Here is a 26,460-nt window from a genome sequence, read left to right on the forward strand (position 1 = left end):
GACGTACGAGGGGTGCCCTGCCGAGAACCTACCCCCACGCCCGGTTAGGAAGGGCCCCTTCCTATACAAAAAGCGATAACAGGGGGCCCTTCCTTACCGGCGGGTGGTGAGGATGAGGTCGGCGATCAGGGCGGTCCACCCGGTCTGGTGCCAGGCGCCCAGGCCGGCGCCGTTGTCGCCGTGGAAGTACTCCGGGAAGGCGATCAGGTCCTTCCAGTCCGGGTGGCGTTGGAACAGGTCGCAGGCGCCGTAGATCGGGCGCCGGCCCCAGTCGTCCGGTACGAAGAGCGAGATCAACCGGTGGGAGAGGTCGTCGGCGATCTCGCCGAGCGTACGTTTCACCCCGGACCTGGTCGGATACTCGATCAGCAGGTCGTCGCCGAAGAAGGCGGCGTAGTCGCGCAGCGCGTGGATCAGCAGGAAGTTGGTCGGCATCCAGATCGGGCCGCGCCAGTTGGAGTTGCCGCCGAACAGGCCACTGGTCGACTCCGCCGGCTCGTACCCGACGGTGAAGTCCTGCCCGCCGAGCGACACCGTGAACGGCTTGTCCAGGTGCTGTCGGGAGAGGGTACGCAGTCCGTACGGGGAGAGGAACTCCTCCTCGTCGAGCATCCGGGCGAGCAGGCGTACCACCTGGTCGGGGCCGACCATGGAGAGCAGCCGCTGCTGGCGCCCGTCCGGGGCCAACCGGCGGGCGCCGAGCACGTCGGCGTACTCCGGTTTGTGGGTGAGGAACCAACGCAGCCGGGCGGCCAGTTCCGGCAGCCGGTGCAGGGTCTTCGCGCTGAGCCGGGTGGTGGCGGCCAACGGCAGCAGGCCGACCACCGAGCGGACCTTCAGCGGGACCTTGCTGCCGTCGGGGAGGCGGAGCTGGTCGTAGAAGAAGGAGTCCTCGTCGTCCCAGAGCCCCTGCTTGTACGCCGCCCCGGCGATGTACGCGAAGTGCTCGAAGAACTTGGTGGCGATGTCCGCGTACGTGGGGTCGTGCTGGGCCAGGGCGAGCGCCATGTCGAGCAGGTTGAGCGCGTACATGGCCATCCAGCCGGTGCCGTCGGACTGTTCCAGCACCCCGGCGACCGGCAGCGCGGCCGAGCGGTCGAACGGTCCGACGTTGTCCAGCCCGAGGAAGCCGCCCTCGAACACGTTGTTGCCGTTGACGTCCTTGCGGTTCACCCACCAGGTGAAGTTGAGCAGCAGTTTGTGCATGACCCGGGCGAGGAAGTCGAAGTCGCGCCCGCCGTCGATCTCGAACACCCGCAGCGCCGCCCAGGCGTGCACCGGCGGGTTGACGTCGGCGAACGCCCACTCGTACGCCGGGATCTGCCCGTTGGGGTGCAGGTACCACTCACGCAGCAGCAGGACCAGTTGGGCCTTGGCGAAGCCCGGGTCGACCCGGGCGATGGTGACGCAGTGGAAGGCCAGGTCCCAGGCCGCGTACCAGGGGTATTCCCAGGGGTCGGGCATGGAGATGACGTCGAAGCTGTTCATGTGCCACCAGGCGCTGTTGCGCCCGTGCCGGCGGCCGGGTGGCGGGGGTGCCGAGCCGGGGTCGCCGTCGAGCCACTGCTGCACGTCGAAGTGGTAGAACTGCTTGCCCCACATCAGTCCGGCGATGGCCTGCCGGGCGACGTGCGCCTCGGCTGCCGGGACGGTGTCCGGGATGATCCGGGCGAAGAAGGTGTCGGCCTCGGCCCGGCGGGCGGCGAGGGTGGTCTCGAAGTCGGTGCCGAGCTCGAGTGCCGGGGCCGGGGCGGTGCTCGGCGGTGGGGCGGTGAGGGTCAGCCGTAGCCGGATCTCCGCCTGCCCGCCGGCCGGCACGTCGAGTACGTAGTGCAGCGCGCCCTTGGTCCCCTCGCCGGCCGGGTTGACCGTCGCCGCACCGGAGACCACGTGGTCGTTGATCCCGTCCTTCGGGTATGGGCTGCGGCCGGGCAGGTCCCAGAGCCGTTCGGCGTTGGTCTCGTTGTCGCAGAGCAGCGGGGTGGGTTCGCCGTCGCCGGCGAGGACGAGTTGGCCGAGGATGCCGTGCTCGCCGACGAGCCGGGCGTCCGCGCCGGTGATCGTCGGGACGGCGTCGCGACCGGGCAGGCCCCAGGCCCAGGTGTTGCGGAACCAGAGGGTGGGCAGGACGTGCAGCCGGGCTTCCTCATCGCCCCGGTTGGCGACCGTGATCAACACGCACATGTCGGTCGGTGACGCCTTGGCGTAGTCGACCGTCACCGCCCAGTAGCGGTTGTCGTCGAAAATCCCGGTATCGACCAGTTCGTACTCGGTCTCGTCCCGGCCGCGCAGACCGTTGACCGAGACAAGATCGTCGTACGGGTAGCGGGCCTGCGGGTAGTGGTAACGCCAGCGCATGTACGAGTGGGTCGGCGTGGAGTCCTGGTACCACCAGTACTCCTTGACGTCCTCGCCGTGGTTGCCACCGTCGCTGCCGAGCCCGAACATCCGCTCCTTGAGGATAGGATCGGCGCCGTTCCACAGTGCGAGGGCGAAGCAGAACGTCTGCCGGTCGTCGCAGACGCCGGCCATACCGTCCTCGTTCCACCGGTAGGCACGGGAGCGCGCATGATCATGCGGGAAGTAGTCCCAGGCCGTACCGTGTTCGCTGTAGTCTTCGCGGACCGTTCCCCAGGCCCGCTCCGACAGATAGGGACCCCATTGTCGCCAGGCCTGCTCGCCCGAGTCGGCCTGGGCCAACCGGGTCCGCTCCGCGTCGTCTCCCGGGTCTGCGGCGGCCGGCACGTCGCTGATCACCTCCACTTTCCCGATCTTCCGTCGGAAGATCCCTCGCACGAACTTGACCACACTCGCCATTGTTCCTGGAGCGTGTTACAGACACCCTCGTGGGGCGACTCTCGGGAGGAACGTTGATCGAGATCGGCTTCGGTCCACAGGTCTGCGGCCAGTTGAGCGCGGGTGCCAGCCGGGAGTGGTTGGTCCCGGACGGCCGGGGCGGATACGCGATGGGCACGGTCAGTGGGCTGCGTACCCGGCGCTACCACGGGCTGCTGGTGGTCGCCGGGGAGACCCCGGCCACCCGCCGGCTCGGCCTGGTCAGCCTGGACGCGGCGATCATCTTCCCCTCCGGCGCGCAGGTCCGGCTCGCCACCCACGAGTGGCGTTCCGGCGACGTCGACCCGCGCGGTTTCGAACTGCTCGAACGCTTCGAACTGGTCGACGGGCTCCCCCGCTGGCGCTGGCGGGTCGGTGACCTGGTGATCGAACGCGAGCTGGCGATGACGTACGGGCGCTCCTGCGTCGCCGTGGTCCACCGGCTGATCTCCGGCGGCCCGGTACGGCTCACCCTCGCGGCGGCGTGCACCTGGCGGGACGCGCACGCCGAGCGGCGCGCGGACGGGCCGGCGCCCCGGGTCGAACCGGTCGCCGACGGGGCGGTCGTCGAGGGGGCGTACCGGCTCTCCGGACCGGGCTGGAAACCGGTCGGTCAGTGGTGGCACGGGGTGCACCACCGCGAGGAGGCCGCCCGGGGACTGCTCGCCGAGGAGGACCTCTGGCACGCCGGCACGTTCAGCGGCGAGCTGACCGGCCCCGGCGACACCGTCTCCGTACTCGCCTGGGCCGAGGACCTGGCCGAGGAGCCACCGCCGGCGACCGACATCGTCGCCGAGGCCCGGCGGCGCAACCGGCGGGTGGTGGCGGCGGCGAAGCCGGCCGGCCCGGTGGAGGCGACCCTCGCCCTGGCCGCCGACGCGTTCGTGGTGCGGACCGGCACCGGGCCGGACGTGGTGGCCGGCTACCCGTGGTTCGGCGCCTGGTCGCGGGACACGATGACCGCGTACGAGGGGCTGTTCCTGCACACCGGGCGGGCCGACGAGGGGCGCGAGCTGCTGCGCGCGTACGCGGCGACGCTCTCCGAGGGCATGCTGGCGAACACCGCCGACACCGGCCGGGTGGAGTACAACACGGCCGACGCCACCCTCTGGTTCCTGCACGCGGTGGCCCGGCACGTCGAGCTGACCTCGGACACCGACCTCGCCGACGAACTGCTGCCGGCGCTGCGCACGGTGGTCGACGGCCACCTCGCCGGCACCCGGTACGGCATCCACGCCGACCCGGACGACGGGCTGCTCACCCAGGGCGCCGGCGGTGAGGCACTGACCTGGATGGACGCCCGGGTGTACGGCATCCCGGTGACTCCCCGGGCAGGCAAACCGGTGGAGGTCAACGCGCTCTGGATCAACGCGCTGGCCGCTGTCGGGTCCCTCGCGGGGCTGCTCGAACAGGACGCCGGTGCCGCACCCCGGGCCCACCAGCAGGCGCTGGAGTCGTTCCGGCGCCGGTTCCCGAGCCCGGTCGGTTGGCTCTACGACGTGGTCGACGCACCGGCACCGACCTACCCGCTGGGTGGCGCCACCCTGCACGACGACGACCTGCTCCGCCCCAACCAACTGCTCGCCTGGTCGCTGCCGTACGCGCCACTGAAGCCGGACCCGGCGGTGCTGCGGCAGATCGGTGCGGCGCTGCTCACCCCGCTCGGCCCGCGCAGCCTGGCCCAGGACAGTCCCGGTTTCCTCGGCCGGCACGGGGGTGGCCCGGCCGAGCGGGACGGCGCGTACCACCAGGGCACCGTCTGGCCGTGGATGATCGGGTCCTGGCTGGACGCGTGTCGGCGAGCGGGAATGTCGACTGATGAAATGTTGATCGGCATAGATTCTCATTTGCCCGAGTTTGGCCTAGGCTCGGTAAGCGAGACGGCAGACGGCCTACCACCGCACACGGCCACCGGGTGCCCATTCCAAGCGTGGTCCGTGGGCGAGGTGCTGCGCGTCCGCCGGAGCTGAGTTTCCGACCGCGTATACGTTCCACCGCCACACCGCCGACACATCCGCGCAACCAGTCCGACGCGCATCTTCCACGTAATCGATGCACATATTTCGATCCGTCTGACAAAACCTCATTCCCGGTCTGGACAAAGCTGACCGATGCCCGTTACATGACCGCAACGGCCACGTCTTCGCTGGTTATCTCGGTACCGGCAGGATTGGCCACAACCCAAAGGACGTGTCGCGGCACCCTCCCAGGTGCCTACCCGTGCATGCCCCACACAGACTTGGAGGCCGGACCATGTCGCCGAACGCCGAGGTAATAGACATCCGGACCGCCCGCCGGCAGCGGATTCTGATGCTCTCCTGGGAATACCCACCCGTCCTCGTCGGCGGACTCGGCCGACACGTCCACGCCCTCTCCATCGCCCTCGCCGCCGCCGGCCACGACGTCACCGTCATCACCCGCCACAGCGACGACGCACCCCTCGAGGAATACGCCGACGGCGTCCGCGTCATCCGCGCCCCCGAAGACCCCGTCACCTTCCCCCTCGCCACCGACTCCCTCCTGGCCTGGACCATGGCCTTCAACCACACCCTCACCCGCGCCGCCCTCCGCGCCCACCACACCAGCACCGGCTACGACGTCATCCACGCCCACGACTGGCTCGTCGCCCACACCGCCATCAACCTCAAAGAACACCTCGACATCCCCCTCGTCACCACCATCCACGCCACCGAAGCCGGCCGACACCAAGGCTGGCTCCCCGGCGACATGAACCGCTCCATCCACTCCATGGAATGGTGGCTCAGCCACGAATCCGACCGCGTCATCACCTGCTCCGGCTACATGCGCGACCAGGTCAACAACCTCTTCAACCTCCCCACCACCCGCATCGACGTCGTCCCCAACGGAGTCGACGACCGGGCCTGGCACGCCAAGCCACGGGCGGTGGCCTCGGCCCGCGCGCGGTTCGCCGGTGACGGACCGCTGATCGGGTTCGCCGGCCGCCTGGTCTACGAGAAGGGCGTCCAGCACCTGGTGCACGCCATCCCCCGGCTGCGGGAGCGGCACCCCGGACTGCGGGTGGTGATCGCCGGCGACGGGCCGTACCGGGGCGAGTTGCAGCAGCAGACCGACCACCTGCGTCTGGACCAGACGGTCAACTTCGTGGGCTTCATGAACGAGAGCCAGTTGCCGGCGGTGCTCGGCGCCACCGACGCCACCGTGGTACCCAGCCTCTACGAACCGTTCGGCATGGTCGCGTTGGAGGCCGCCGCGGCCGGCGCCCCGCTCGCGGTCGCCGCCACCGGCGGGCTCGCCGAGATCGTCGAGCCGGGCGTGACCGGGGTGACCTTCCCGCACAGTGACCCGGAGGCGCTGGCCGGCGCGGTCGACACACTCCTCGCCGACGGGATCTTCGCCCGTCGGGTCGCCCGCCGCGCCCGGAGCATGGTCAGCGAACGGTACGGCTGGTCGGCCATTGCCGCGCGCACCGCCGCCACCTACGCCGGTGCCGTACGCGAGGCCGGCTCGGCACCGGAACGCGGCTCGGTCGGCCGGACCGGCGCCCGGACCCGGATGGTGGTCCCGGAAGGGAACCTGCTCGCCCTGAACGGAGCCGCCTGCTGACCCGCTGACCAGGTCGTACATGGACGCGGGCGGATCACTCCGACCGGCGGGACCGCCGCTGGGCACAGATCGGTTCACTGGTCCGGAGGATGTCCAACCACTCATCGGCTAGCTATCGTTTACGGCGGGTAGCGGATGGGGGATCATGACGTGCAGCAGGTGCTCATCGCCGGGCGGTACCGGCTGCTGCAACCGGTCGGCCGGGGTGGAATGGGCCGGGTCTGGCTCGCCCGCGACGAGATGCTGCACCGCGACGTGGCGGTCAAGGAGGTCGTGCCGCCGGAGTGGATGACCGAGGCCGAGCGTGAGGACCTGCGCCTGCGTACGCTGCGCGAGGCGCGTACCGCCGCCCGGCTCAACCACCCCAATGTCGTACGCGTCTACGACGTCATCCACACCGGGGACACCCCGTGGATCGTGATGGAGTACGTCCGGTCCCGCTCGGTGCAGGAGGTGCTCTCGACCGACGGGCCACTCCCCCCACTGCGGGTGGCCGAGATCGGTCGCGAGGTGCTGGCCGCGCTGCGCGCCGCCCACCGGGCCGGGGTGCTGCACCGCGACGTCAAGCCGCACAACGTACTGATCTCGGACGAGGGGCGGGTGGTGCTCACCGACTTCGGGCTGGCCACCATCGACGGCGGCGACGGGGCGATGACCCGCGCCGGCATCGTGCTCGGCTCCCCGCAGTACGTCGCCCCCGAGCGGGCCGCCGAGGGTACGTCCAGCGTGGAGGCGGACCTCTGGTCACTCGGCGCCACCCTCTACGCGGCGGTGGAGGGGCGGTCGCCGTACGCCCGGTCCACCGCCATGGCGACCCTGACGGCGCTCGCGGTGGCGCCACCGGACCGGGCCCAACGCGCCGGCCCACTCCGCCCGGTGCTGACTGGCCTGCTCCGCCGCGACCCTCGACAGCGGCTCACCGCGGTGGAGGTCGATCGGCTGCTGCGCCGGATCACCGACGCCGGACCGAAGTCGTTGCGGCAGACGCTGACCCGGCCGCGTCGTACCGATCCGTCGGCGGTTCCGGGCGATCCCGGTCCGGGGACGGCGGACCCGTCCCCGGGCGAGATGACCGACACCGATCTGCCGACCCCGCCCGGGCCACGGCCCGGCTGGCGGGCGACCACCGCGATCGGCCTCGGCTTCGTCCTGGTCGCGGCGCTCGGTACGGCACTGACCGTGCAGGCGTGGCGGGACATGGCCCGGCCGGCGCCCGGCCCGGCCGGCCCGGTCGACCCGTCCGGGGCATCACCCCGACCCCTGCTGGCGGGGCCGGCCTTTCCCTGTTCCGCGCCCTCGGACGCACCCACCCGGGTCACCGAGGCGCCACCGCCGGCAGACGAACGGTACGGTCTCGTGCCGGGTTGGACCTGGTACGGCGACCCGAGTGGTTTCCGGATCGCCGCCCCGGTCGGCTGGCGGGTCTTCACCGACGGGCCGGTGGTCTGCTTCCAGGAGCCGGACGGACCCCGGGTGCTCAGTGTGGACCCGTCGGCGCCGCCCGTCGAGGACGCCGAGGCGTACTGGCGGTCGGAGGAGTCCCGACTCACCGACCGGGGCGCCCTGCCCGGTTACGGTCTGGTGAACATCGGGCCGGTCGACTTCCACCAGGGTGGCGCCGAGTGGGAGTGCCGGTGGACCAACGCCGCCGGCCGGCAAGTACACACCACCCGCGTGCTGTTCCGCACCTCCGCCGGCCGGGCGTACACCATCGCCTGGCTGACCCCGGAGTTCGACTGGCAGGTGAACCAGGTGTACCTGCCGATGATCCGACTCAGCTTCCGGCCGGCCGGATAGTCGGCCCGCTCCCGGGCGACGTGCCGCCGCCCGGGGCCGTCGAGAGCAGCGTCACCGTCGGGATCCCGATTGGAGGGTCCCGGTGATTGCCTAGGGGCGGCGGGTTTGGCAGAGTGATCGCGCTACGTGGGGTGATCCTGGGGAGGACGCACAAAATGATGGGACCGTCCCATGCACTGTCCGGTGCCGCGGTCTGGCTCGCCGGTTCCTGGGGGTTGTACCAGTTCGCCGGTTACGAGCAGTCGCCACTGGCGATCGCGGTCGGCACCGCGGTCTGTGCCGGCGGGGCGCTCTTTCCCGACCTCGACATGTCCGGAAAGGTCACCCGCAACCAGGGTGGCGCGACTGTGGCCCGTACCTTCGGCGTGGTGTCGCTCTTCTTCGCCGAGGTGATGGAGAAGATTTCGCTCGGCGTCTACCACGCGACCAAGCTGAGCAAGGACCCCGATCGTAAGAACGGTCACCGGACGCTGACGCACACACTGCCCTTCACCTTCCTGATCGGGTGGGGCACCACCGCCCTCTGCACCGCGTACGGCAAGTGGGCGGTCATCGGCATCCTGTTCTTCATGATCGGGCTGGCGCTGCGTGGACTCTTCGACGAGTGGGCGAAGCGGGCCGGTTGGGTGATCGTCACGCTGATCTCGGCGGCGGCGGCGTACTTCACCTTCCTGCACCTGCCCGGCGACCGGGGCTATCCGATGCTCGGGGTGGCGGTCGGGGTGGGTTGCTTCGTCCACATCATGGGCGACTTCATCACCAGCGCGGGCGTACCGATCCTCTGGCCCATTCCGATCAAGCGTCGGATGTGGTGGATGATCGGCCTCCCGAACAAGATCGCGGTGGAGGTCGGCGGCAAGGTCGAGACCAAGGTGCTGCGGGTCGCGTTCACCGTGGTCTCGTTGCTCGCCACAGCAGGTCTGATCGCACCGTCGGTGCTCTCCCGGTTCAACATCGAGGTGTGATGCGAGCACGTGTCGCCGAGCTGGGCCACTTCGGCCGGGTCGGCGGCAGGTAAGCCCGGAACGGGTGTACATCGAAGGACGGCGACGCGCGGCGTCGCCGTCCTTCGTGCTTGACGGCCCGCTCCCGACCCCACCCGGCGGGATGATCAATCGATGTATTTACGTGTATCATCCCGCTACGTCAGCGCCAAATCCGGTCGCTGTCGACCAACGACCCAATGGGGGAAGCATCGTGGGAGCCGTGCGCAAACTCGTCGCCGTACTCGGTCTGATGTCACTACTCGTCATCGGCGCGGCTGCGCCCGCACAGGCCGCCTCGTCTGCCGAACGTGCCTACGCGGCGGCTGTCGGGGAGTGCCCGGTCGGAGACTTCTGCGTCTGGAGCGGCTCGGACGCGACCGGGTCGATCTGCAACTGGGCCAACGCCGACGCCGACTGGTACAGCGCGCCGGTGGTGTGTTCGTGGGCGGACAACCAGGTCGTGCGGTCGGCCATGAACCGGGGTCAGAGCACCAGCTACCGGTCCGTGTTCTTCTACTCGGGAGCGAACTACACCGGAACCTACGGGTGTCTCGCGCAGAACGGCGGGTTCATGAACGACATCCGGGAGACGTTGCGCTCGCACCGTTGGCGGACCAACGCGTGCTGATCGCCGCGTCGCACGGTCGGGTCTGATCAGACCGCCACCCGCTGGGCCGGCACCGGTACGGTCAGGCCCCAGTGCGCCATCAGTTCGGGCGAGTCCACCCTGCTCCCGTCCGCCACCTCGTCGCAGGCGATGTCGACGATCTGGTGCTTGTGCGCGAGCAGGTACGGGCGCGCGCCGACGTCGGCGTTGGCCAGCGTGGCGATGCCGGCCCAGTGTCGTCGACCGAAGAGCATCGGGTAACCGCGTAGTCCGGCGTAGGTCGCGCAGACCAGCACGTCCGGGTACGGCAGCGCGGTCACGCGACGGATCGCCACGCTGGTCAGGCCAGGCATGTCCACCGGCACCACCACCACCGCCTCGATCTCCGGGTCGCTGAGCGCGTCCAGACCCATCCGCATCGAGGAACCCATGCCGGTACCCCAGGACCGGTTCACCACGACCGTGGCGTCGGAGAGGTCGGCGGTGGTGCGTACCTGATCGGCTGCGGCCCCGAGGACCACCACGACCGGGTCACACCCGGCATCTCGTACGGTGTCAAGCACCTGATCCACCAGTGGCCGCTCACCCTGGTGCAGCAACGCCTCCGGGCCACCGATCCGGCGTCCCCCGCCCGCGGCGATGATCATTCCTGCGATCCGACTCAGCTGCGTCACCTTCCGCCCGGCGTCGACCTACGTCGTACGCACACCGGACCCAACGAACGGTGAAGGCTGAGGTATCGGCACCAAAGGGACAAAATCGCAGCTACGCCGCGTCAGCGTAGCAATCAACCACGGAGACGTCGACCGGAAAGCGGACCTGGCTGTCTCCGAAGAGCAGCCGCCCGGCCCGGTCAGAGGCGGCCCGCACCCGTTCCACCACCGCGTCGGCCTCCTCCTCCGGACAGTGCACGAGCACCTCGTCGTGTTGGAAGAAGACCAACTGCGCGGCGGAGCCGGCCAGCGTGCCCCGGAGTACGGCCAGCAGCGTCAGCGCCCACTCGGCGGCGGTCGCCTGGATCACGAAATTGCGGGTGAACCGGCCCCTGGAGCGGGCGACGGCGCGGGCCCGTGGCCCGAACGGATCGGTCTCCGGCCGCGACTCGACATCCACCGGCTCCCCGTCCTCGCCGACCCCGACCGAGGACGGCGGGCAGGTACGCCCGAGCCACGACCGGACCAGCCCACCCGCCTCGCCGGTGCGGGCAGCCGCCTCCACGTAACCGAAGGCGGTCGGATAGCTGCGTCGGAGTACGGCCAGCGCCGGGATCGCCGAGCCGCCGGTCTGGCCGTACATGGCGCCGAGCAGGGCCAGCTTGGCCCGCGCCCGGTCGCCGTCGAAGGCGTCCCGGGCGAGCGCCGCGTAGAGGTCACCGGCACCACCGGCGGCGGCCAGCCGGACGTCACCGGAGACCGCGGCCAGCACCCGGGGCTCCAACTGCCCGGCGTCGGCGACCACGAGCCGCCAACCCGGGTCGGCCCGGACCGCCCGGCGCACCACCTTGGGGATCTGCAACGCTCCCCCGCCCCGGGTCGCCCACCGACCGGAGACGACGCCGCCCGGCACGTACTCCGGCCGGAACCGCCCGTCGCGCACCCAGGCGTCCCGCCAGGCCCAGCCGTGCGCGGTCCAGATCCGGTACAGCTCCTTGTACTCGAGCAGCAGCGGCACGGCGGGATGGTCCACCCCACGCAGCACCCAGGCCCGGGTGTTGGGCAGCTCGATCCCGGCCCGCGCGAACGCCCGCAGCACCTCGGCCGGCGACTCGGCGTGCAGTTGCCGGACCCCGAACGCCGCCGCGATCCGGGCCGCCAGCTCGGCCAGCCGGCGCGGCGGCCCGCCCATCGGCGACGGCTCCCCGAGCAACTCGACCAGCAGGTCGTCGTGCACGTCCGCGCGCCAGGGCAGGCCGTCGGCACCCATCTCGGCCGCGATCAGCGCCCCGGCGGACTCGGCCGCGACCAGCAGGCGGAACCGACCCGGGTGCTCGGTGGCCTCGATCCGGGAGTGCTGGTCGGCGTAGACCGCGACCAGCGCGGCCAGGTCGGCGGTCGGGGCGTCGGAGACCGGTTCGAAGAGGGCGGCCTGACCGTTGCCCGGGGGGACCGCCGCGCGGGGGGTCGGATCGGGCGGCACCGGCGCCCCGGTCAGCCGGGCCCAGGCGGCGGCGAGCGAGCGCGGCTCGCCCCACCGGCCGGCGTGGCCGAGCAGCAGCGCCTCGGTCAGCTCGATGTCGTGACAGCGCTCCACCCGGACCCCGGCCCGGTGCAGTGCCGGGTAGGCCGACGAGGTGGCCGACCAGATCCAACGCGGGTGTTCCCGCCGTTCCCGCTCGGCGACGGCGGCGGCGAGGTCCGCGACCGGCTCGGCCGGGCCGGCCGGGCGTCCGTCCGGGTGCAGGGGCCGCCACTCGCCCCCGCCGCCCTCGTCGGGCATCACCGCCACCAGCACGAACCGATTCTGCCCGGCCCCACCGACAGTCCTGATCGGTTGGGCCGGGCAGTGCGACGCGAATTACCGTACGTCGGTACGACTCACCTGCCGGTACGACTCACCTGCCGGTACGGCTCACTTGCCGGTGCCGGCGGTCAGCCCGTTCTGGATCTGCCGCTGGAAGATCGCGTACACGATGATCATCGGCAGGATCGCGATGGTGAGCGCGGCGAAGAGGCCGGACCAGTCCGCCTCGTATCCGGCGTTGACCGAGATGTCGGCGATGCCCTGGGTCAGCACCCACTTGTCCTTGGCATTGGAGAGCAGTACCAGCGGTAGCTGGTACTGGGCCCACTGGCCGATGATGTTGAAGATCGTCACGCTGATCATGCCGGGTTTGGCCATCGGCAGCATGACCTGGAAGAAGAGCCGGGTGTGTGACGCACCGTCGATCATCGCCGCCTCGGCCACCGAGAGCGGCAGCGTCCGGAAGAAGGCGACCAGGAAGAAGACGGTGAACGGCAGCGAGTAGGCGGTGTAGACCAGCACCAGGCCGGTGTGCGTGTTGAGCAGGCCCAGGTTGCGCACCACGAAGAAGAGTGGCACCAGGGCCAGGAAGACCGGGAAGGCCAGTCCGGAGACGAACAGGTAGTAGATGAACCGGTTGCCCCAGAATTTGTACCGGGCCAGCACGTACGCGGCCATCGAGCCGAGCAGCATGGTGAGGAACGTGCTGCAGCCGACCACGATGACGCTGTTGAGGAAGTAACGCCCGACCCGGGCCGTGGTCCAGGCCCGGCCCCAGTTCTCCCAGCGCAGTTCGGCCGGGAGGGTCCAGGGACTGCTGAAGATCTCGGTGGTGTTCTTGAACGAGGCCAGGAAGACCCAGATGATCGGCACCACCACGATCACGGCCCAGAAGAAGAGCGCCAGGTGGCCCATGCCGCCCAGCAGACTCACCTCGCCACGGCCGGTGCGTCGTCCGCGGCGTGCCTGCTCCACCGGCGGGAGAGGTCGAGGGTTCGGACCGTCCGGCTGGTCGGTCCTCGTCGTGGTCAGCTGTGTACCCATCAGTACTCGACGCTTTCCCGCTTGGTTACCCGCAGCGTGAACACTGCGAAGGTGATGGTCAGGAAGAACAGCGCCACACCCATCGCCGAGGCGTACCCGTACTTGGAGTAGGTGAAGGCGTTGCGGTAGATCTCCAGCGCCAGGACCGTGGTCGCCCCGTCCGGACCGCCGTTGTCGACCGAGAGGACCGCCACCACCGCGAACGCGTCGAACGCGGCGATGCCCAGGTAGACCCAGGCGACCTGGAGGGTGTCCCAGAGCAGCGGCAGGGTCACCCGGAAGAAGAGCGTGACCCGGCTGGCGCCGTCCATCTCGGCGGCCTCGTAGATCTCACCCGGGATCGAGGCGATCCCCGCCGAGAAGAGCACCACGTAGAAGCCGACCGCCTGCCAGACCAGCACCCCGAGGATCGACCAGAGCGCGATGTTCGGGTTGACCAGGAACAGGATCGGATCCAGCCCGATCTTCATCAGTACGCCGTTGATCAGGCCGGACTCGTTCGGCCGGTAGACCGTCTGGAACAGCACCGCGATGATCGCCACGGCGAGGACCTGGGGAAAGAAGAACACCACCCGGTAGAACTTCGAACCCCAGACCCCCGTCCGCTGGCCGCCGCTGCTCTTGCCCGCCACGTTGAGCATGAACGAGAAGAACAGGGCGATGGCGATCGTGATCAGCGGCAGGGCGATCAGCAGTACCAGGTGATGCTGGATCGCCTGCCAGAAGCGGTGGTCCTCGACCAACTGTCGATAGTTGTCGAAGCCCACCCACTGCGGGGCGGACAATCCCCTCCAGTTGGTCATCGAGATCTGGAACGCCTGGGCGTACGGGGCGATCACGAAGACCGAATACAACAGCACCGGAGCGGCCAGGAAGCCGATCACGAATGGGTACTTGCCGTGCCGCATGACCTACGCTCCGATCAGCGCTTGAACTTGGTGACGGACGAGTCGGCCTTGATCGCGTCGGCCTTCTTCTGGATCCGCTCGCAGAAGGCGTCGGCCTTGATGCGGCCGAACATCAGCTCGTTCGTCGCGGTACGGGCCTCGGTGTCCAGCTCCTTGTACCAGCCGTCGAAGAAGAGGTTCACCACGTTCTGGCCGGCGGCGGCGAGCGCCCCCTGCGAGCTGGCCACACCGGGCGGGAACGCGTACCCGGAGGAGGCGGCGGTGACCACCGTGGCGGACTTGACCACGTTGGTGAAGCCCTTGGCGCCCTCGACGGAGAGCATCTGGCGCATGTACTCCATGGCGCCGCGCGGGTTCTTGCTCTTGGCCGAGACGAAGTAGCCCTCGGCCGCGGTGGCGCGGACCGTACCGACCGGCAGCTTGTCCGAGGCGGTCAGGCTCGGGATCGGCAGCATTTGGTACTCGAAGCCGGGCGGGGTGTCCTTGGCCTGCTCGTTCTCCAGCCAGTCACCGCTGGGGTAGAAGCCGACCTTGTACTGGTTCTGGAGCAGCTGGACGTCGGTGTGCTTCAGCCCCTCGAAGCTCTTGTCGATGTACTTGGCGCCGATCTCGGCCCAGGCCGCCGCGGCCTGCTTGACCGGCTCCGCCGTCCAGGCGCCCGGCTCCAGGTTGTCGATGTTCTTCAGCACCTCCGGCCCGCCGATCTTGGCGGCGTGGGTGAGGATCACGTTCCACATGTAGTACGCCGCGTTCGCGCCCGCGTACCCGAAGGGGGTGACGCCCTTGGCCTTGATCTTGTCGAGCAGGGCGACGAACTCGTCCCAGGTCTTGGCGGGGGCCCAGCCGTTGTCCTTGAACAGCTTGCCGGAGTGCCAGAGGCCGAAGACGGTGGAGACGTAGTAGAGCACGTACGGCTTGCCGTTGAAGGAACCCACGTCGATGGTGCCGGGGACCACCGTGTCGCGGACCTTCTTCGACGGGTCGTCGACCGACGGCGCGTCCCAGAGGTCGGTCAGGTCCTGGAGCTGACCATCGGCGACCAGGGCGCCGAAGTCCAGCGACTTCTCGCCGGAGTTGTTGACGAACTCCGGCGGGGTGCCGGCCGCGAACCGGGGCTGGAGCACGGTGGAGATGGCCTGGCTGGCCTCGTGCTTGATCTCCGCCTTCGGGAACTTCTTCTTGTAGAGCGGCTCGTGCACGTCGGTGGCGTACTTGTCGCCGTAGCCGCCGTTGAAGATGATCACCTCGAGCGCGGCGTCCTCCTTGACACCGAAGGGGTTCTCGGCGGTCTTGGTGCCCTCGCTCTGCTCCTGGGTCTCGCCGTCACCGCCGGTGGCGCAGGCGCTGAGCAGACCCGCGGCCGGCACCGCGAGCAGGCCGGCCGCCGCCGCCCGCTGCAGGACGATGCGGCGGGTGAGATCCGACGGGCTGTCGGGGGTTACAGACATCTTCGTCTCCTCGGTTGGTTTCGTCGTCGCCACAAAAGGTCGGGGTCAGGCGGTCCGCCGGATACGCCCGGCGTACCGCGACTCCAGGGCGGTGTTGTGCTCGTCCCCGCCGGGGACGTTCGTGGATCGGTAAATTGGGGGTACCTCTCCCACGACGTGGAACCGTCGCACGACCTCAGCGGTCAACAGCTGCGCCAGCAGCGTGGTGGTGACCGAGGAGACCGCACAGACCGCGCCGCCGCCGTCCAGCGGCAGCAGTGCGTCACCGTACGGCGCGCCATTGTCCAGCACGACGTCGGCGATGTCGGCGAGCCGTTGGCCCGACGGGTGCCGTGGGGCCACCCGTGCGGTGTGCTCGACCGAGGTGACCGCGATCAGGTCGTGACCGCGTTCTTTCACCAGCCTCGCCAACTCCACGATCGAGCCGTTGATGCCGGACTGGGACGCCACCACGAACACGTCGCGGGGCTGCGGCGCCGCGAGCGCGTAGATCTGGTGGGCGATGGTGGGGTCGCGTTCGAGTTTGGGGTCACCGAGCACCTCCGGCGACGCGTCGCCGTAGAGCACCAGGTCACGCAGGGAGAGCTGGTTGGTCGGGACCAGGCCACCGGCGCGGGCGACCAGTTCGGCCGCGAACGCCCCGGAGTGGCCGGCGCCGAACGCCTGGAGCACGCCGCCGGCGCGCAGGCTGGCGGTGATCAGGTCGGCGGCTCGCCCCACCCCGTCGGCGGAGGTGTCGAGCAGCCGGTCGAGCACCGGGCGGACCGCCTCGGCGTACCCCTGCATGCTGATCATCCCCGTACCTCCTTCGCGGCCTTGTGTCCGCCGACGGCCCGCGCGGTCCGCTGGAACGCCGAGTGGGCCCGGTCGTGGGTCCGTTGCGCCACCGCGATGTAGAGCAGGTCCAGGACGACCAGTTGGGGGTGGCGCGCGGAGAGCGCGTCCGGCCGGAAGGTGGTCGCCTGACTGGCGGTGAGCAGCACGATGTCGGCGAGTTCGGCCAGTGGTGAGCGGGGGAAGCTGGTCAGCGCGATCGTGGTGGCGCCGTGGCTGCCCGCCTCGGCGAGCATCTCGATCGTCTCCCGGGTCTCACCGGTGTGTGAGATGCCGAGCGCGACGTCGCCGTCGCGCAGCAGCGCCGCACTGGCCAGACCCTCGTGTACGTCGTGCCAGGACCACGCGGCGACGCCGATGCGGTGCAGGCTGAACTGCATCTCGGCGCCGACCAGTGCGCTGCCGCTGGCGCCGAAGATGTTCACCCGCGACGCCGCCGCGACCGCCTCGGCGGCCCGCTCGACCTCCCGCAGGTCGAGCAGGGTGGCGGTGTCGTGCATGGCCCGGGTGTCGGCGGCCATGATCTGGCCGAGCACCCGTTCCAGCGGGTCGCCGGGTTGGATCTCCCGGCCGATGTCGACGGTCCAGCCGGCCGACCGGGCCCGGCCGGTCTCCGCCGCGATGCCCAGCCTCAGGTCGGCGTAGCCTTCGAAGCCCATCGCGCGGCAGAACCGGGTTACCGTGGCCGGTGAGGTGCCGCTGCGTTCGGCGAGTTCGACGATGGTGGAGCGGGCGGCGGTCGCCGGGTCGGCGAGCACCTGTTCGGCGACGCGTTGCAGGGCGCCGGTGAACTCCGGCAGCCGGGCGCGGACACGTACCAGGACGCTGTCGCTCGGGGAGAGTCCGGCGGCGAGTCGCCGGTCGAACGCCTCGGCGTCGACCACCGCGGTTCGCGCGGCGGTATCCACCTCGTGATCGACCATGTGAACGCCTTCCGGAAAGAGTGTTAACTGTTAGTGGTAAAAGTTCTTACTAACACCCCCTCTGTGTCAAGGCTGTGGGCGAAGTTTTCAAACCGTTACCTCCGGTCGATGCCCCACCCCACCGCCGGCACTCGCCCCCGACACCCCCATCGAGCAGCATGAACGCCACCACACCGACCACCTGGAGGGCACGTGCCGCCAGCCGCCGACCCCCTGGTGATCGGGCTCGATGTGGGCGGCAGCTCCACCCGGGCCGTGGTCGTCTCGTTAACGGGTGAACAACTCGGTTCCGGTGTGGCCGGTGGCGGCAACCCGGTCAGTCACGGCGTCGAACCGGCCGCCCGGCAACTCCGGGTCGCCCTGCGCGCCGCCCTCGCCGGACTGGACCCCGACCGGGTCCGGGCCGGCGCCATCGGCCTGGCCGGTGCCGGCCGACTCGACGCCGACCCGGCCGCCCGCGCCGCGTACGACCACGCCTGGCGCGACGCCGGCCTGCGCTGCCGGTACGCCGTACACGGCGACGCCCTGGTCGGCTACGCCTCGGCGACCGCCGTACCGGACGGCACCGTCCTGATCGCCGGCACCGGCGCCGTCGCGGCGCAGGTCCACCAGGTGCGCCTGAACCGGGTCGCGGACGGCCACGGCTGGCTGCTCGGTGATGCCGGCTCCGGTTTCTGGCTCGGCCGGGAGGCGGTCCGGCACACTCTGGCCGAACTCGACGCGCTCCCCTACCCACGGCCCGTCCCGCACCGCCCGCCGGGCGTGCTCGCCGGGCTGATCCTGCACGAACTGCTCGGCCCGGAACGGGTGATGCCCGGTGCGGCGCCGCCCGAACGGGGTCTCGATCCCCGGCAGCTCGATCCCCGGCAGCTCGATCCCCGGCAGACGGTACGGCGGGTGATCCAGACGGTGACCCGCCGACCCCCGGTCGAGCTGGCCCGACTCGCCCCGCTGGTCTTCCAGGCGGATCACGCGGGTGACCCGGCCGCCGGTGCGCTCATCTCCTCGGCCGCCGGACTGCTGGTCGAAAGCGTGGCCCGGATCCGCCCGGCGGGCGCGGTCACCCCGATCGTGCTCGGCGGCGGCCTGTTGACCCCGTTTCCCGACCCGGCCTCCGCTCCTGCGGCCGGCGGTCCCGACACCGACCGTTCCCCCGACGCCGCGCCCCCTGCCGGCGGGCCGCTGGCGCGGGTGGTCGGTCACCTGCTGACACGCCGCTGGCCGGCCGCTCCACTGCTCGCCGTCGGGGCGGAAAGCGCCGGCGCGATCGGCGCGGCCTGGCTCGCCGCCCGTACGCTGCCCGAGGTCACCGATCCGGTCGAACTGCACGGGCGACTACTCCAGTACTGATCAATGTCGGCCACGCCCGGGCGTGGCTCAGTTCGAGGGCGATAAGGCTCGTCCTTCCCTGCCGAGGTGTGAACGGGCCCCGCGGTGACCTCGGCCGTTTGCCGACCCGGCGCACCGATCGGCCCTAGCCTGGTCACATGCGGCGTCGGCTGAGGCAGCTCGCCCGGAACACGCCCGCCGAACGGGAGCGCTACCTCGACCTGCTCCGCGCGCTGGCGATCGCCGCCGTGGTGATCGGCCACTGGCTGATCATCGTGATCGACTACGATCCGGCCGGCCGGCTCACCGGACGCTCGGCGCTGGTCGACATCCCCGCCGGCCGGCCGGGCACCTGGCTGTTCCAGGTCATGCCGATCTTCTTCCTGGTCGGCGGCTACGCCAACGCCGCCTCGCTGAGCAGCCACCGGCGGCGCGGCGGACGGGCGGTCGACTGGCTGCTGGACCGCAACGCGCGCCTGCTGCGCCCCACCACCACGCTGATCCTGGTGCTGGCCTGCGCCGCGCTCGTCGCACGGCTGCTCGGGGCGGAGGCCGGGCAGGTACGCCAAGTGATCTGGTTCGCCACCATTCCGCTCTGGTTCCTCACCGCGTACCTGGCCGCAGTGGCGCTGACCCCGGTGACGTACGCCCTGCACCGGCGCTTCGGACTCGCCGTACCGCTGGTGCTGCTGGTGCTGGTGGCGGCGGGCGACGTGGCCCGGTTGACCGGCCCACGGGAGACCGCCAGTGGCAGCTTCCTCTTCGGCTGGCTCGCCATCCACCAGCTCGGGTACGCCTGGCGGGACGCCCGGACCGGCGCCGGACGCGGCAACGGGCTGCGTCGTACCCGACTGCCGATGGGTCGCCGGGTCGGCGTGGTCCTGCTGGTCGGCGGGTTCGCCGCGCTGCTGCTGCTGACGCTGGTCGGCCCGTACCCGGTCAGCATGGTCAACCTCCCGCGCCAGCGGGTGCAGAACATGTCCCCGCCGAGCCTCGCCCTGATCGCCAACGGGACCTGGCAGCTCGGCCTGATCCTGCTGCTGCGCGCCCGGGCGGAACACTGGCTGCGCCGGCCCCGACCCTGGCTGGTGGTGGTGGCCGCGAACGCGGTGGTGCTCACCGTCTTCCTCTGGCACATCACCGCCGCCGTGCTGCTGGTCGGCGCCCTGGACGCGGCGGGCGCGCTGCCGACCCCCACGGTCGGCACCGGCGCCTGGTGGCTCTGGCGGCTGCCCTGGCTGGTCGCGCTCGCCGTGGTGCTGGCGATCCTGGTCGCCGTCTTCAGCCCGATCGAGATCCGGGGCGGGCGCCGATCCCGGATCTTCGCCAACCGGATCCCGACCCTCGGCGGGGCGGGCAGGGGGCGCGTCGCCGCCGTGGTCTTCCGGCCCGTACCCCGGACGACGCTCACCGGTCTCGCCCTGACGGCCGTGATCGCCGGGTTGCTCGACAACAGCCTGACCGCGAAGGACGCACCGGAGCCGCTCGGGCTGCCGGGCGCGGCTCTGGTCAGCTACCTGGCCGGCGCGGCGGTACTCCGCTGGCTCCGCTCACCGCCACCGGCAACGGCCCCCGCCAAGTGACCAGATTCGGTCAATGACTCGTCGCCAGCCTCGATCGACGCCAGCCCGGCAGACGGATCAGCGCAGCGACGACGGCGTACCCGGCCCAGGCGCCGGCGAGCGCCACCGGCCGAGTACCGTCGCCGAGCCAGTGGTAGCCGGCGAGGAACCCGACCAGGGCCAGGCTGTTCGCGGCGAAGTGGCGGCTGAACTCGGCGAGGTCGCGGCGACTCTCGATGGCGACCAGGACCCCGGAGTACGGAAACGTGACCACCATGCCCCGCAACTGCTGGCCGAGCAGCACGGTCACGGTCGAGCCGGCGAGCACCACCAGCAGCCGCAGTGGTGCCGGCAGGGCGTTGCGGGTCGGCTCCGGGGACGGCGTTGCGGCCCGCCGCCGCAGCCACATCATCACGGCCAGCCACAGGACGAGAACACAGCCGAGGGTGGGCGCGAACGGCAGCGGCCCGACCCGCAGCAGCAACGCGCTCAGCGCCAGGTAGACCCCGAGGCCGAGCAGGTCGGCGAGAAGGATCGGCAGCCCGAACCGGTGGTACGCGACGGTGACGGTGACGAAGAAGAGGTTCAGCCCGACCACACCGAGCAGTTGCGAGCCGTCGACCGGCAGATCGGCGCCGACCAACGCGATGGTCATCGGCAGCGGCAGGCTGTAGACGAACGCGCGCCACCGTACCGACCGGATCAGGGTGACCAGCCACACCACCGCGCTGACCAGCAGTACAGTCCCCCAGCTCACGACGGGAAGGTCGCGGCTCGGGCACAGGTCCGGTACGCCACCAGCAGCCGCCCGAGATCGTCGGAGTTGACCGAGAAGATGTTCTCGATGATCTCCCCGTGCGGGCTCATCCGCGCCTCCCAGGCGCTCGTCCCGTCCCAGATCGCCAGGTTCAGGTCGAGGCTGCGGTCGACGGTGCCGTACGGCAGCAGCCCGACCCGTACCCCGGCCCGACGTTGGTCGTCGACCAGCTCACGAAACTCGTCGGTGTACTCGTGGTAGCCGAAGATCCGGGTGATCCGCACTCCCCGGGCGAGCGCCTCCAGGTTGAGCGTCCAGTAGTACCGGCCGATGTCGCTGCTCCACCAGCTCGACTCACCACCGGCCGGGGGCGCCACGTTCGCCATCGCGTGCACCTGGTCCACGCAGTCGCGCATCGCGCCGACGAGGTCGCGGTAGTCCGTACCCGGACGGATGATCCGGCCCGTACGCAGGTGTTCGGTCTCGATCCGGATCCGGTCGAACCGGGCGCGCGCCTCGGCCGCGACCGGCGTCTGCGGATAGCGCTCGATCGCCTCGCGGGTGCCGGTGACGATCGGCGCCAACGCCTCGGTCATCCACGGCGTCCCGGCGACCAGTCCGCGCAGCTCGAACCGCCGCTCGGACCGCGCGATCGAGTCCACCAGCAGCGAGATCGTGGTCCCCAGCAGGCCGGCGAGGAGCGACTCGACACCGGAGGCGGCGCCGGTGACGTCCAGCGCGATCGAGAGCGCCACGGAGAGGCCGATGCCGGTCACGGCGACCGGATCGGTGTGCGAGATCAACCGCACCAGCCGGCGGGCCGGGCGGACGTTGCGGGCAACGCGCTCGGGCACCCGGTATCCGGTCATCGATCTTCCTCCCGGGCCTGGGACGGCCAGGCGGTCAGGTGGCCCCTGACCACCGCAAAAGCGGTGACAGTGACCTTCGGCGACATCAGGGCCGAGGGTAGGAGGGGCCGGCAACGCCGGACGGTGGCCAGGAATGCGGACGGATCACCCGGCTACGATCCGCGCGACGATCGGGCCGGACTACTATGGCCTGTGCGCAACGGACAACTCAGGCAGCTGACCGACTTTTCCTTTCCGTCGTACTCGGTCGACGTCGCCACCGGTACCGCATCGTTTGACTACGCTCTGTCCGGCCCGGGCGAGGAGCTGCGGTTCACCGAGGTAATCACCTTCCCGGTGCCGGCGACCCCGCCCTCGGCGGAAACCGAGGCGGCCTTCCGCCGGGTGCTGGAGTTGCTGCACCTGGTCGCCGGGGTGAGCTACTACAAGGTGGCGGCACCGCCCCGACTGCTGCTGCCCGCGCCGCTGGGCGAGGCGGCCGTCGCGCTGGTCACCGCCATCTACACCAAGGGCCTGGCCGAGTACGCCTACCGTAACGACCTGCCGTACGTGCTGGAACTGACGCCGACGGTGCCGGCGGGGCAGGTCCCGGAGCCGACGCCGCTGGACAACTCCGACGGCCGTCCGCTCAGTGCGGTCGGCGGCGGCAAGGACTCGATCGTCAGCCTGGAGGCGCTGCGCCGCGCCGGTTTCGACCCGGTGCCGTTCTCGGTCAACCCCAACCCGGTGATCGTCTCGGTCAACCAGGCGTCCGGGCTCACCGCCCTGGCGGCCCGCCGCCGGATCGACCCGAAGCTCTTCGAGGTGAACGCCGCCGGTGCGCTCAACGGGCACATCCCGGTCACCGCGATCAACTCGCTGATCGCGGTCGCCACCGCCGTGCTGCACGGGCTGGGGCCGGTGGTGATGTCCAACGAGCGCTCCGCCTCCGACCCGAACCTGCTCTGGAACGGCCACGAGATCAACCACCAGTGGTCCAAGGGGGTCGAGGCCGAAGGGCTGCTGCGGGACGCGCTGGCCGGGCACGCCGGTCTGACCGAACCGTACTTCTCCCTGCTGCGTCCCCTGTCGGAGCTGCACATCGCCAAGCTCTTCGCCCAGTTCGACCGCTACGACGACGTGGTGACGAGCTGCAACGCGGCGTTCAGGTTGCACGACCCGAGCGCCCGCTGGTGTGGCGACTGCCCCAAGTGCCGCTTCGTCTTCCTGGCGCTCGCCCCGTTCATGCCCCGTGAGCGGCTGGTCAACATCTTCGGGGTGGACCTGCTGGACGACACCTACCAGGTGCCGGGTTACCTGGAACTGCTCGGCATCGACGCGCACAAGCCGTTCGAGTGCGTCGGTGAGGTCGAGGAGTCGGTGGTCGCGCTCGGGCTCCTCGCCGAGCAGGAGCAGTGGCGCGACGCGTCGGTGGTACGCGCGCTGGTCGCGGTGGTTCCGTCAGCGGCCTGGGCGACCGCCGCCGCCTCCGACGTCTTCACCCCGGGCGGCCCGAACTTCGTCCCGCCCACGTACGCCAAGGCCCGCGCCGCCCTCGACTAGTTTTCCCTGGAGTTGCATGTCGTGAAGCTCCTTCGTCTCAGGTAGTCGCGTTGTGGTGTCAGGCCGATGCACCTCGTGTCGAGCAGCACCAGTCAGGGTCAGAGGGGTGCGGGCAGCGTGCCGAGAACGCTCTCGACGCGGCGTGCCAGGGCAAGAAGCTCCTGGTCGTGGCCGTGCGCACCGTTCAGTTCGATCCCGGTCGGCAGTCCGCTGCTGGTCAGCCCTGCCGGGAGACTGATCCCCGGGATGCCGGCGCCGCTGGCAGGAACCGTGTTCCTGGACAGGAAGAGATGCGTCACGGCTTCACCTGCGACGCTGAACTCCCACTGGTCAGCGATCGTCGGCGCGGGCGCAGGGGTGGTGGGGAGAATCAGGGCGTCGAACCCATCTCGTGCGAACACATCACCGAGCCGCTGCTGCAGCTTCGGACGATCGACGGCGAGAGTGGCGGCGTACTCCTCATCGGAGAGGTAAGCGGGGGCGCCCGGCACGACGGTGGCGCTCCACACCGCGTGGAGTTGCGGCTTGAGCCCGTGGTAGACGTCGTCGAACGACACCGGGTAGTCGTTTTCGCGGAGGAAACGGGTCACGGCCTGCTGCGTCTCACGGAGGAACAGGTTCCACGCCGTCCGGTCCGCAAGACCGGAGAAGTCGTCTCCGAGGTCGATCTCGACCACTTCGGCGCCGGCGGCGCGCAGGCGGCGCACGGTCTCCCAGAACTGCTGCTCGACGTCGGAGGCGACGAGCTTGAGGTAGTACTCGGGGGCGTAGGCGAATCGCGCACCAGTGAGGCCAGAAGACTCAGACGGGGGAACGATCGCGCCGCGCCCGACAATCTGGTCGACCAGGATGCAGTCCTCGACGTTGCGAGCCAGGAGCCCCGTGGTATCGAGCACATGTGAGACCGGTGCTACTCCGCCGCGCGGCCACCGCCCGGTGGTCGGCTTGTAGCCGACGACACCGGTCAAGGCCGCAGGGATCCTGATCGAGCCGACAGTGTCTCCGCCAAACGCCGCCGGCACGATACGAGCGGCGACCGAGGCGGCCGAACCGCTTGAGGATCCGCCTGACAGGTGGTCCCGCTTGTACGGGTTGCGCACCTGTCCGTACTCGTCGTTGTGGCCGGTGACCCCGTACGACAGCTCGACGAGGTTGTTCTTGCCGAACACAATCGCCCCGGCGGCTTTGACGGCGGTGACGGCCTCGGCGTCCGCCTCGGGAACGAACTCCTTGAGGGCCTTCAGGCCGAGCGTGGTGGGAAGATCCCGCGTCTGGTAGCTGTCCTTGATTCCCACCGGGACACCGAGCAGGGGTGCCGTGGAGCCAGCGGCGCGTGCCTTGTCGGCAACGTTGGCCGCCTCGAGCACAGCCGATTCGTCGATCGTGATGAACGAGCGGAGGTCCGAGTTCCTGCGTGCTTGGCGAAGGAGTGCGGCGGCGTAGGACTCGGCGGTGATGTCGCCGCGGCGGATCGCGGCGGCGGCAGCCGCGACGCCGAGCTCTGTGAGCTGGGTGTCGCCGGCTCGTGCTGTGTCGTCGAGCATGACTTCTTCCTTTGGATCGTTGTGGGGCCGATTCGTCGCGCTCACTGGCTCACCGGACCGGCAAAGAGCGTGTCGGGTACGGGCACATCGAGGACCTGGAGCAAGTGGATGACTTTGCGGTCCAGTTCTTCCCCGACAGCCGTGATTTCCGGGGTGTCGAAGCTGGCGAACCGGGTGCTGGGCTGATCGATTGAGAACCGAGTGATGCCCAGCTCGTCGCGGTGGATCGCTGCCCGCAACGGGGCGTAGAGCATCACTGCCGGATCGTGCCGGTACATCCGCTCGGCGATGGTGTGGTTGCCCATCAGGTAGGCGGAGCAGTCACCTGCGTCCCCGGCGAGCTGCATGGTGCCGCCGACGTCGGCGCTCCAGAACCGCATGAAGCCGTGCGGGGCGTTCTCCACCGCAGCGCGGAGAACAGTGTCCCAGTCGGCCCGGTCGGCGCGCAGCCGCTCCATGCGCTTCGTGTCCAGCACGGGCACGGCGGCCTCGTATCGAGCGCGGAAGTCCGCGAAGAACGCACCGGTGTCGATCGACCAGCGGACGACCTGATGGGGGACGGAGGTGAAGGTCTGGTCAGACATTCGGTGCTCGCGCCTCTCGAGTTCGCGGCAGCGGCCCCGGGGCCCCTAGCCAAAGTAAAATGGTCGATGTACTTCGCACTGTAACCCATCATCCGCACCAAGTAAAACGATCGCTATACTTTGGGGATGGCTACAGCTGAGGCGACCGCTCCCGCATCGAGAGGCGGCCGGGGTGCGCGGGACAGGATCTTGAAGGCTGCCGTCGAGCTCTTCTCGCGTGATGGCATCCATGCGACCGGCATCGCGAAGCTGACGGGCGCGGCCCACGTATCGACGCGAACCCTGTATCAGCACTTCCCGAGCAAGGAAGCGCTGGTGAGCGCCTACCTCGAACGCATCGAATCCGAGCCGGACGGGCCAGCACAGGTCGAAACCGCTCTGCAGCGCGAAGATCTGACTCCGCGCGAACGACTCATCGAGCTCTTCGCGGAGGGCTCGGACGATTCCCGGTCAGAAGCCGTGGTGAGAGGCTGCCCGTTCCACAACGCCGTGGTCGAAGCGGCCGGGACGATGCCCGAGGCGACAGCCTTCGTCGAACGCCACAAGAAAGAGCTCACTGCGAGACTGATCGACAACGCCGCGGCGGCAGGCGCCCACGACCCGGAGGACCTTGGCCGCCAGCTCGCAGTCCTGTTCGAGGGAGCGCGAGCTCTGTCGACCTCGCTGAACGACCCACGCCCATTCCAAGACGCCCGAACCCTCGCGACCATGCTGATCGAGCAGGCCACCGGTCACGCCGACGAGGCGCCGCACCGCACAGACGCTCCGCCGCGCCTAATATCTCGTAATTGAGATTGTTCACGTGCCCGGGTACACCGCTACCACGCCTACGGCCTGACCGGTCTC

21 protein-coding genes are annotated in these 26,460 nt (G+C 70.1%); 9 read left to right on the forward strand and 12 right to left on the reverse strand.

What is annotated here, in order from left to right; translation table 11 throughout:
- Positions 1-93 precede the first annotated feature (93 nt).
- Positions 94-2,817 carry an MGH1-like glycoside hydrolase domain-containing protein gene (locus BDK92_RS05090; RefSeq protein WP_121155067.1) on the reverse strand — a complete coding sequence of 908 codons (2,724 nt, stop codon included), beginning with the start codon at positions 2,815-2,817 and terminating at the stop codon, positions 94-96.
- Positions 2,818-2,870: 53 nt separating this feature from the next.
- On the opposite strand from BDK92_RS05090, the gene BDK92_RS05095 reads away from it, so the two are divergent.
- The 5 genes from BDK92_RS05095 to BDK92_RS05115 all read left to right on the forward strand — a co-directional run bounded on the left by BDK92_RS05095 (position 2,871) and on the right by BDK92_RS05115 (position 9,831).
- Positions 2,871-4,805, forward strand: a complete 1,935-nt coding sequence (locus tag BDK92_RS05095) for an amylo-alpha-1,6-glucosidase (protein ID WP_121161645.1) — start codon at positions 2,871-2,873, stop codon at positions 4,803-4,805.
- Between the two features lie 283 nt (positions 4,806-5,088).
- A complete protein-coding gene (locus tag BDK92_RS05100) occupies positions 5,089-6,420 on the forward strand; it encodes a glycosyltransferase family 4 protein (RefSeq protein WP_121155069.1) in 1,332 nt (443 codons plus the stop codon).
- 150 nt (positions 6,421-6,570) lie between these two features.
- On the forward strand, positions 6,571-8,217 hold the full coding sequence (locus tag BDK92_RS05105) for a serine/threonine-protein kinase (RefSeq protein ID WP_246016829.1): 1,647 nt from the start codon (positions 6,571-6,573) through the stop codon (positions 8,215-8,217).
- A 155-nt stretch (positions 8,218-8,372) separates the two neighbouring features.
- Positions 8,373-9,182: a metal-dependent hydrolase gene (locus BDK92_RS05110; protein ID WP_121155072.1), complete on the forward strand. Its 810-nt coding sequence runs from the start codon at positions 8,373-8,375 to the stop codon at positions 9,180-9,182.
- Positions 9,183-9,423: 241 nt separating this feature from the next.
- Positions 9,424-9,831, forward strand: coding sequence for a peptidase inhibitor family I36 protein (locus BDK92_RS05115; RefSeq protein ID WP_211349090.1), 408 nt, complete (start codon positions 9,424-9,426; stop codon positions 9,829-9,831).
- 26 nt (positions 9,832-9,857) lie between these two features.
- Here BDK92_RS05115 and BDK92_RS05120 read toward each other — a convergent pair whose 3' ends face one another.
- From BDK92_RS05120 to BDK92_RS05150, 7 genes are all read right to left on the reverse strand, one after another.
- On the reverse strand, positions 9,858-10,457 hold the full coding sequence (locus tag BDK92_RS05120; RefSeq protein WP_121161649.1) for a nucleotidyltransferase family protein: 600 nt from the start codon (positions 10,455-10,457) through the stop codon (positions 9,858-9,860).
- A 118-nt stretch (positions 10,458-10,575) separates the two neighbouring features.
- Positions 10,576-12,246 (reverse strand): bifunctional 3'-5' exonuclease/DNA polymerase, encoded by a 1,671-nt coding sequence (locus BDK92_RS05125; protein WP_121161651.1) that lies wholly within the window; start codon positions 12,244-12,246, stop codon positions 10,576-10,578.
- 132 nt (positions 12,247-12,378) lie between these two features.
- Entirely contained in the window at positions 12,379-13,314 is a 936-nt protein-coding gene (locus BDK92_RS05130) for a carbohydrate ABC transporter permease (RefSeq protein WP_121155073.1), read from the reverse strand.
- Complete coding sequence (locus BDK92_RS05135; protein ID WP_121155074.1) at positions 13,314-14,222, reverse strand: carbohydrate ABC transporter permease; 909 nt, start codon at positions 14,220-14,222, stop codon at positions 13,314-13,316. The genes BDK92_RS05130 and BDK92_RS05135 overlap by 1 nt, the downstream gene beginning before the upstream one ends.
- A 14-nt stretch (positions 14,223-14,236) precedes the next feature.
- Positions 14,237-15,670 (reverse strand): N-acetylglucosamine/diacetylchitobiose ABC transporter substrate-binding protein, encoded by a 1,434-nt coding sequence (gene ngcE / locus BDK92_RS05140; protein ID WP_121155076.1) that lies wholly within the window; start codon positions 15,668-15,670, stop codon positions 14,237-14,239.
- Positions 15,671-15,715: 45 nt separating this feature from the next.
- Entirely contained in the window at positions 15,716-16,465 is a 750-nt protein-coding gene (locus tag BDK92_RS05145) for a sugar isomerase domain-containing protein (protein ID WP_121155079.1), read from the reverse strand.
- Entirely contained in the window at positions 16,462-17,427 is a 966-nt protein-coding gene (locus tag BDK92_RS05150; protein WP_121155081.1) for a MurR/RpiR family transcriptional regulator, read from the reverse strand. The genes BDK92_RS05145 and BDK92_RS05150 overlap by 4 nt, the downstream gene beginning before the upstream one ends.
- 192 nt (positions 17,428-17,619) lie before the next feature.
- Between BDK92_RS05150 and BDK92_RS05155 the strand changes: the two genes are divergently transcribed.
- Complete coding sequence (locus BDK92_RS05155) at positions 17,620-18,777, forward strand: N-acetylglucosamine kinase (RefSeq protein ID WP_121155083.1); 1,158 nt, start codon at positions 17,620-17,622, stop codon at positions 18,775-18,777.
- A gap of 137 nt (positions 18,778-18,914) precedes the next feature.
- Entirely contained in the window at positions 18,915-20,339 is a 1,425-nt protein-coding gene (locus tag BDK92_RS05160; RefSeq protein WP_121155085.1) for an acyltransferase family protein, read from the forward strand.
- Positions 20,340-20,349: 10 nt separating this feature from the next.
- Here BDK92_RS05160 and BDK92_RS05165 read toward each other — a convergent pair whose 3' ends face one another.
- Positions 20,350-21,075 (reverse strand): hypothetical protein, encoded by a 726-nt coding sequence (locus tag BDK92_RS05165; RefSeq protein WP_121155088.1) that lies wholly within the window; start codon positions 21,073-21,075, stop codon positions 20,350-20,352.
- The gene (locus BDK92_RS05170; protein ID WP_121155090.1) at positions 21,072-21,944 is read right to left on the reverse strand and encodes a hypothetical protein; all 873 of its coding nucleotides are present in this window, start codon (positions 21,942-21,944) and stop codon (positions 21,072-21,074) included. The genes BDK92_RS05165 and BDK92_RS05170 overlap by 4 nt, the downstream gene beginning before the upstream one ends.
- A 192-nt stretch (positions 21,945-22,136) precedes the next feature.
- On the opposite strand from BDK92_RS05170, the gene BDK92_RS05175 reads away from it, so the two are divergent.
- The gene (locus tag BDK92_RS05175; RefSeq protein ID WP_121155092.1) at positions 22,137-23,486 is read left to right on the forward strand and encodes a MurL-like N-terminal domain-containing; all 1,350 of its coding nucleotides are present in this window, start codon (positions 22,137-22,139) and stop codon (positions 23,484-23,486) included.
- 98 nt (positions 23,487-23,584) lie between these two features.
- Here BDK92_RS05175 and BDK92_RS05180 read toward each other — a convergent pair whose 3' ends face one another.
- Positions 23,585-25,030: an amidase family protein gene (locus tag BDK92_RS05180; protein ID WP_121155094.1), complete on the reverse strand. Its 1,446-nt coding sequence runs from the start codon at positions 25,028-25,030 to the stop codon at positions 23,585-23,587.
- Between the two features lie 41 nt (positions 25,031-25,071).
- The gene (locus BDK92_RS05185) at positions 25,072-25,614 is read right to left on the reverse strand and encodes a DUF302 domain-containing protein (RefSeq protein ID WP_121155096.1); all 543 of its coding nucleotides are present in this window, start codon (positions 25,612-25,614) and stop codon (positions 25,072-25,074) included.
- 189 nt (positions 25,615-25,803) lie between these two features.
- Here BDK92_RS05185 and BDK92_RS05190 point away from each other — a divergent pair, with 189 nt between their 5' ends.
- Positions 25,804-26,406 carry a TetR/AcrR family transcriptional regulator gene (locus BDK92_RS05190; protein WP_211349091.1) on the forward strand — a complete coding sequence of 201 codons (603 nt, stop codon included), beginning with the start codon at positions 25,804-25,806 and terminating at the stop codon, positions 26,404-26,406.
- The last annotated feature ends 54 nt before the right edge of the window (positions 26,407-26,460 follow it).

The organism is Micromonospora pisi, from assembly GCF_003633685.1.
GTDB lineage: Bacteria > Actinomycetota > Actinomycetes > Mycobacteriales > Micromonosporaceae > Micromonospora_G > Micromonospora_G pisi.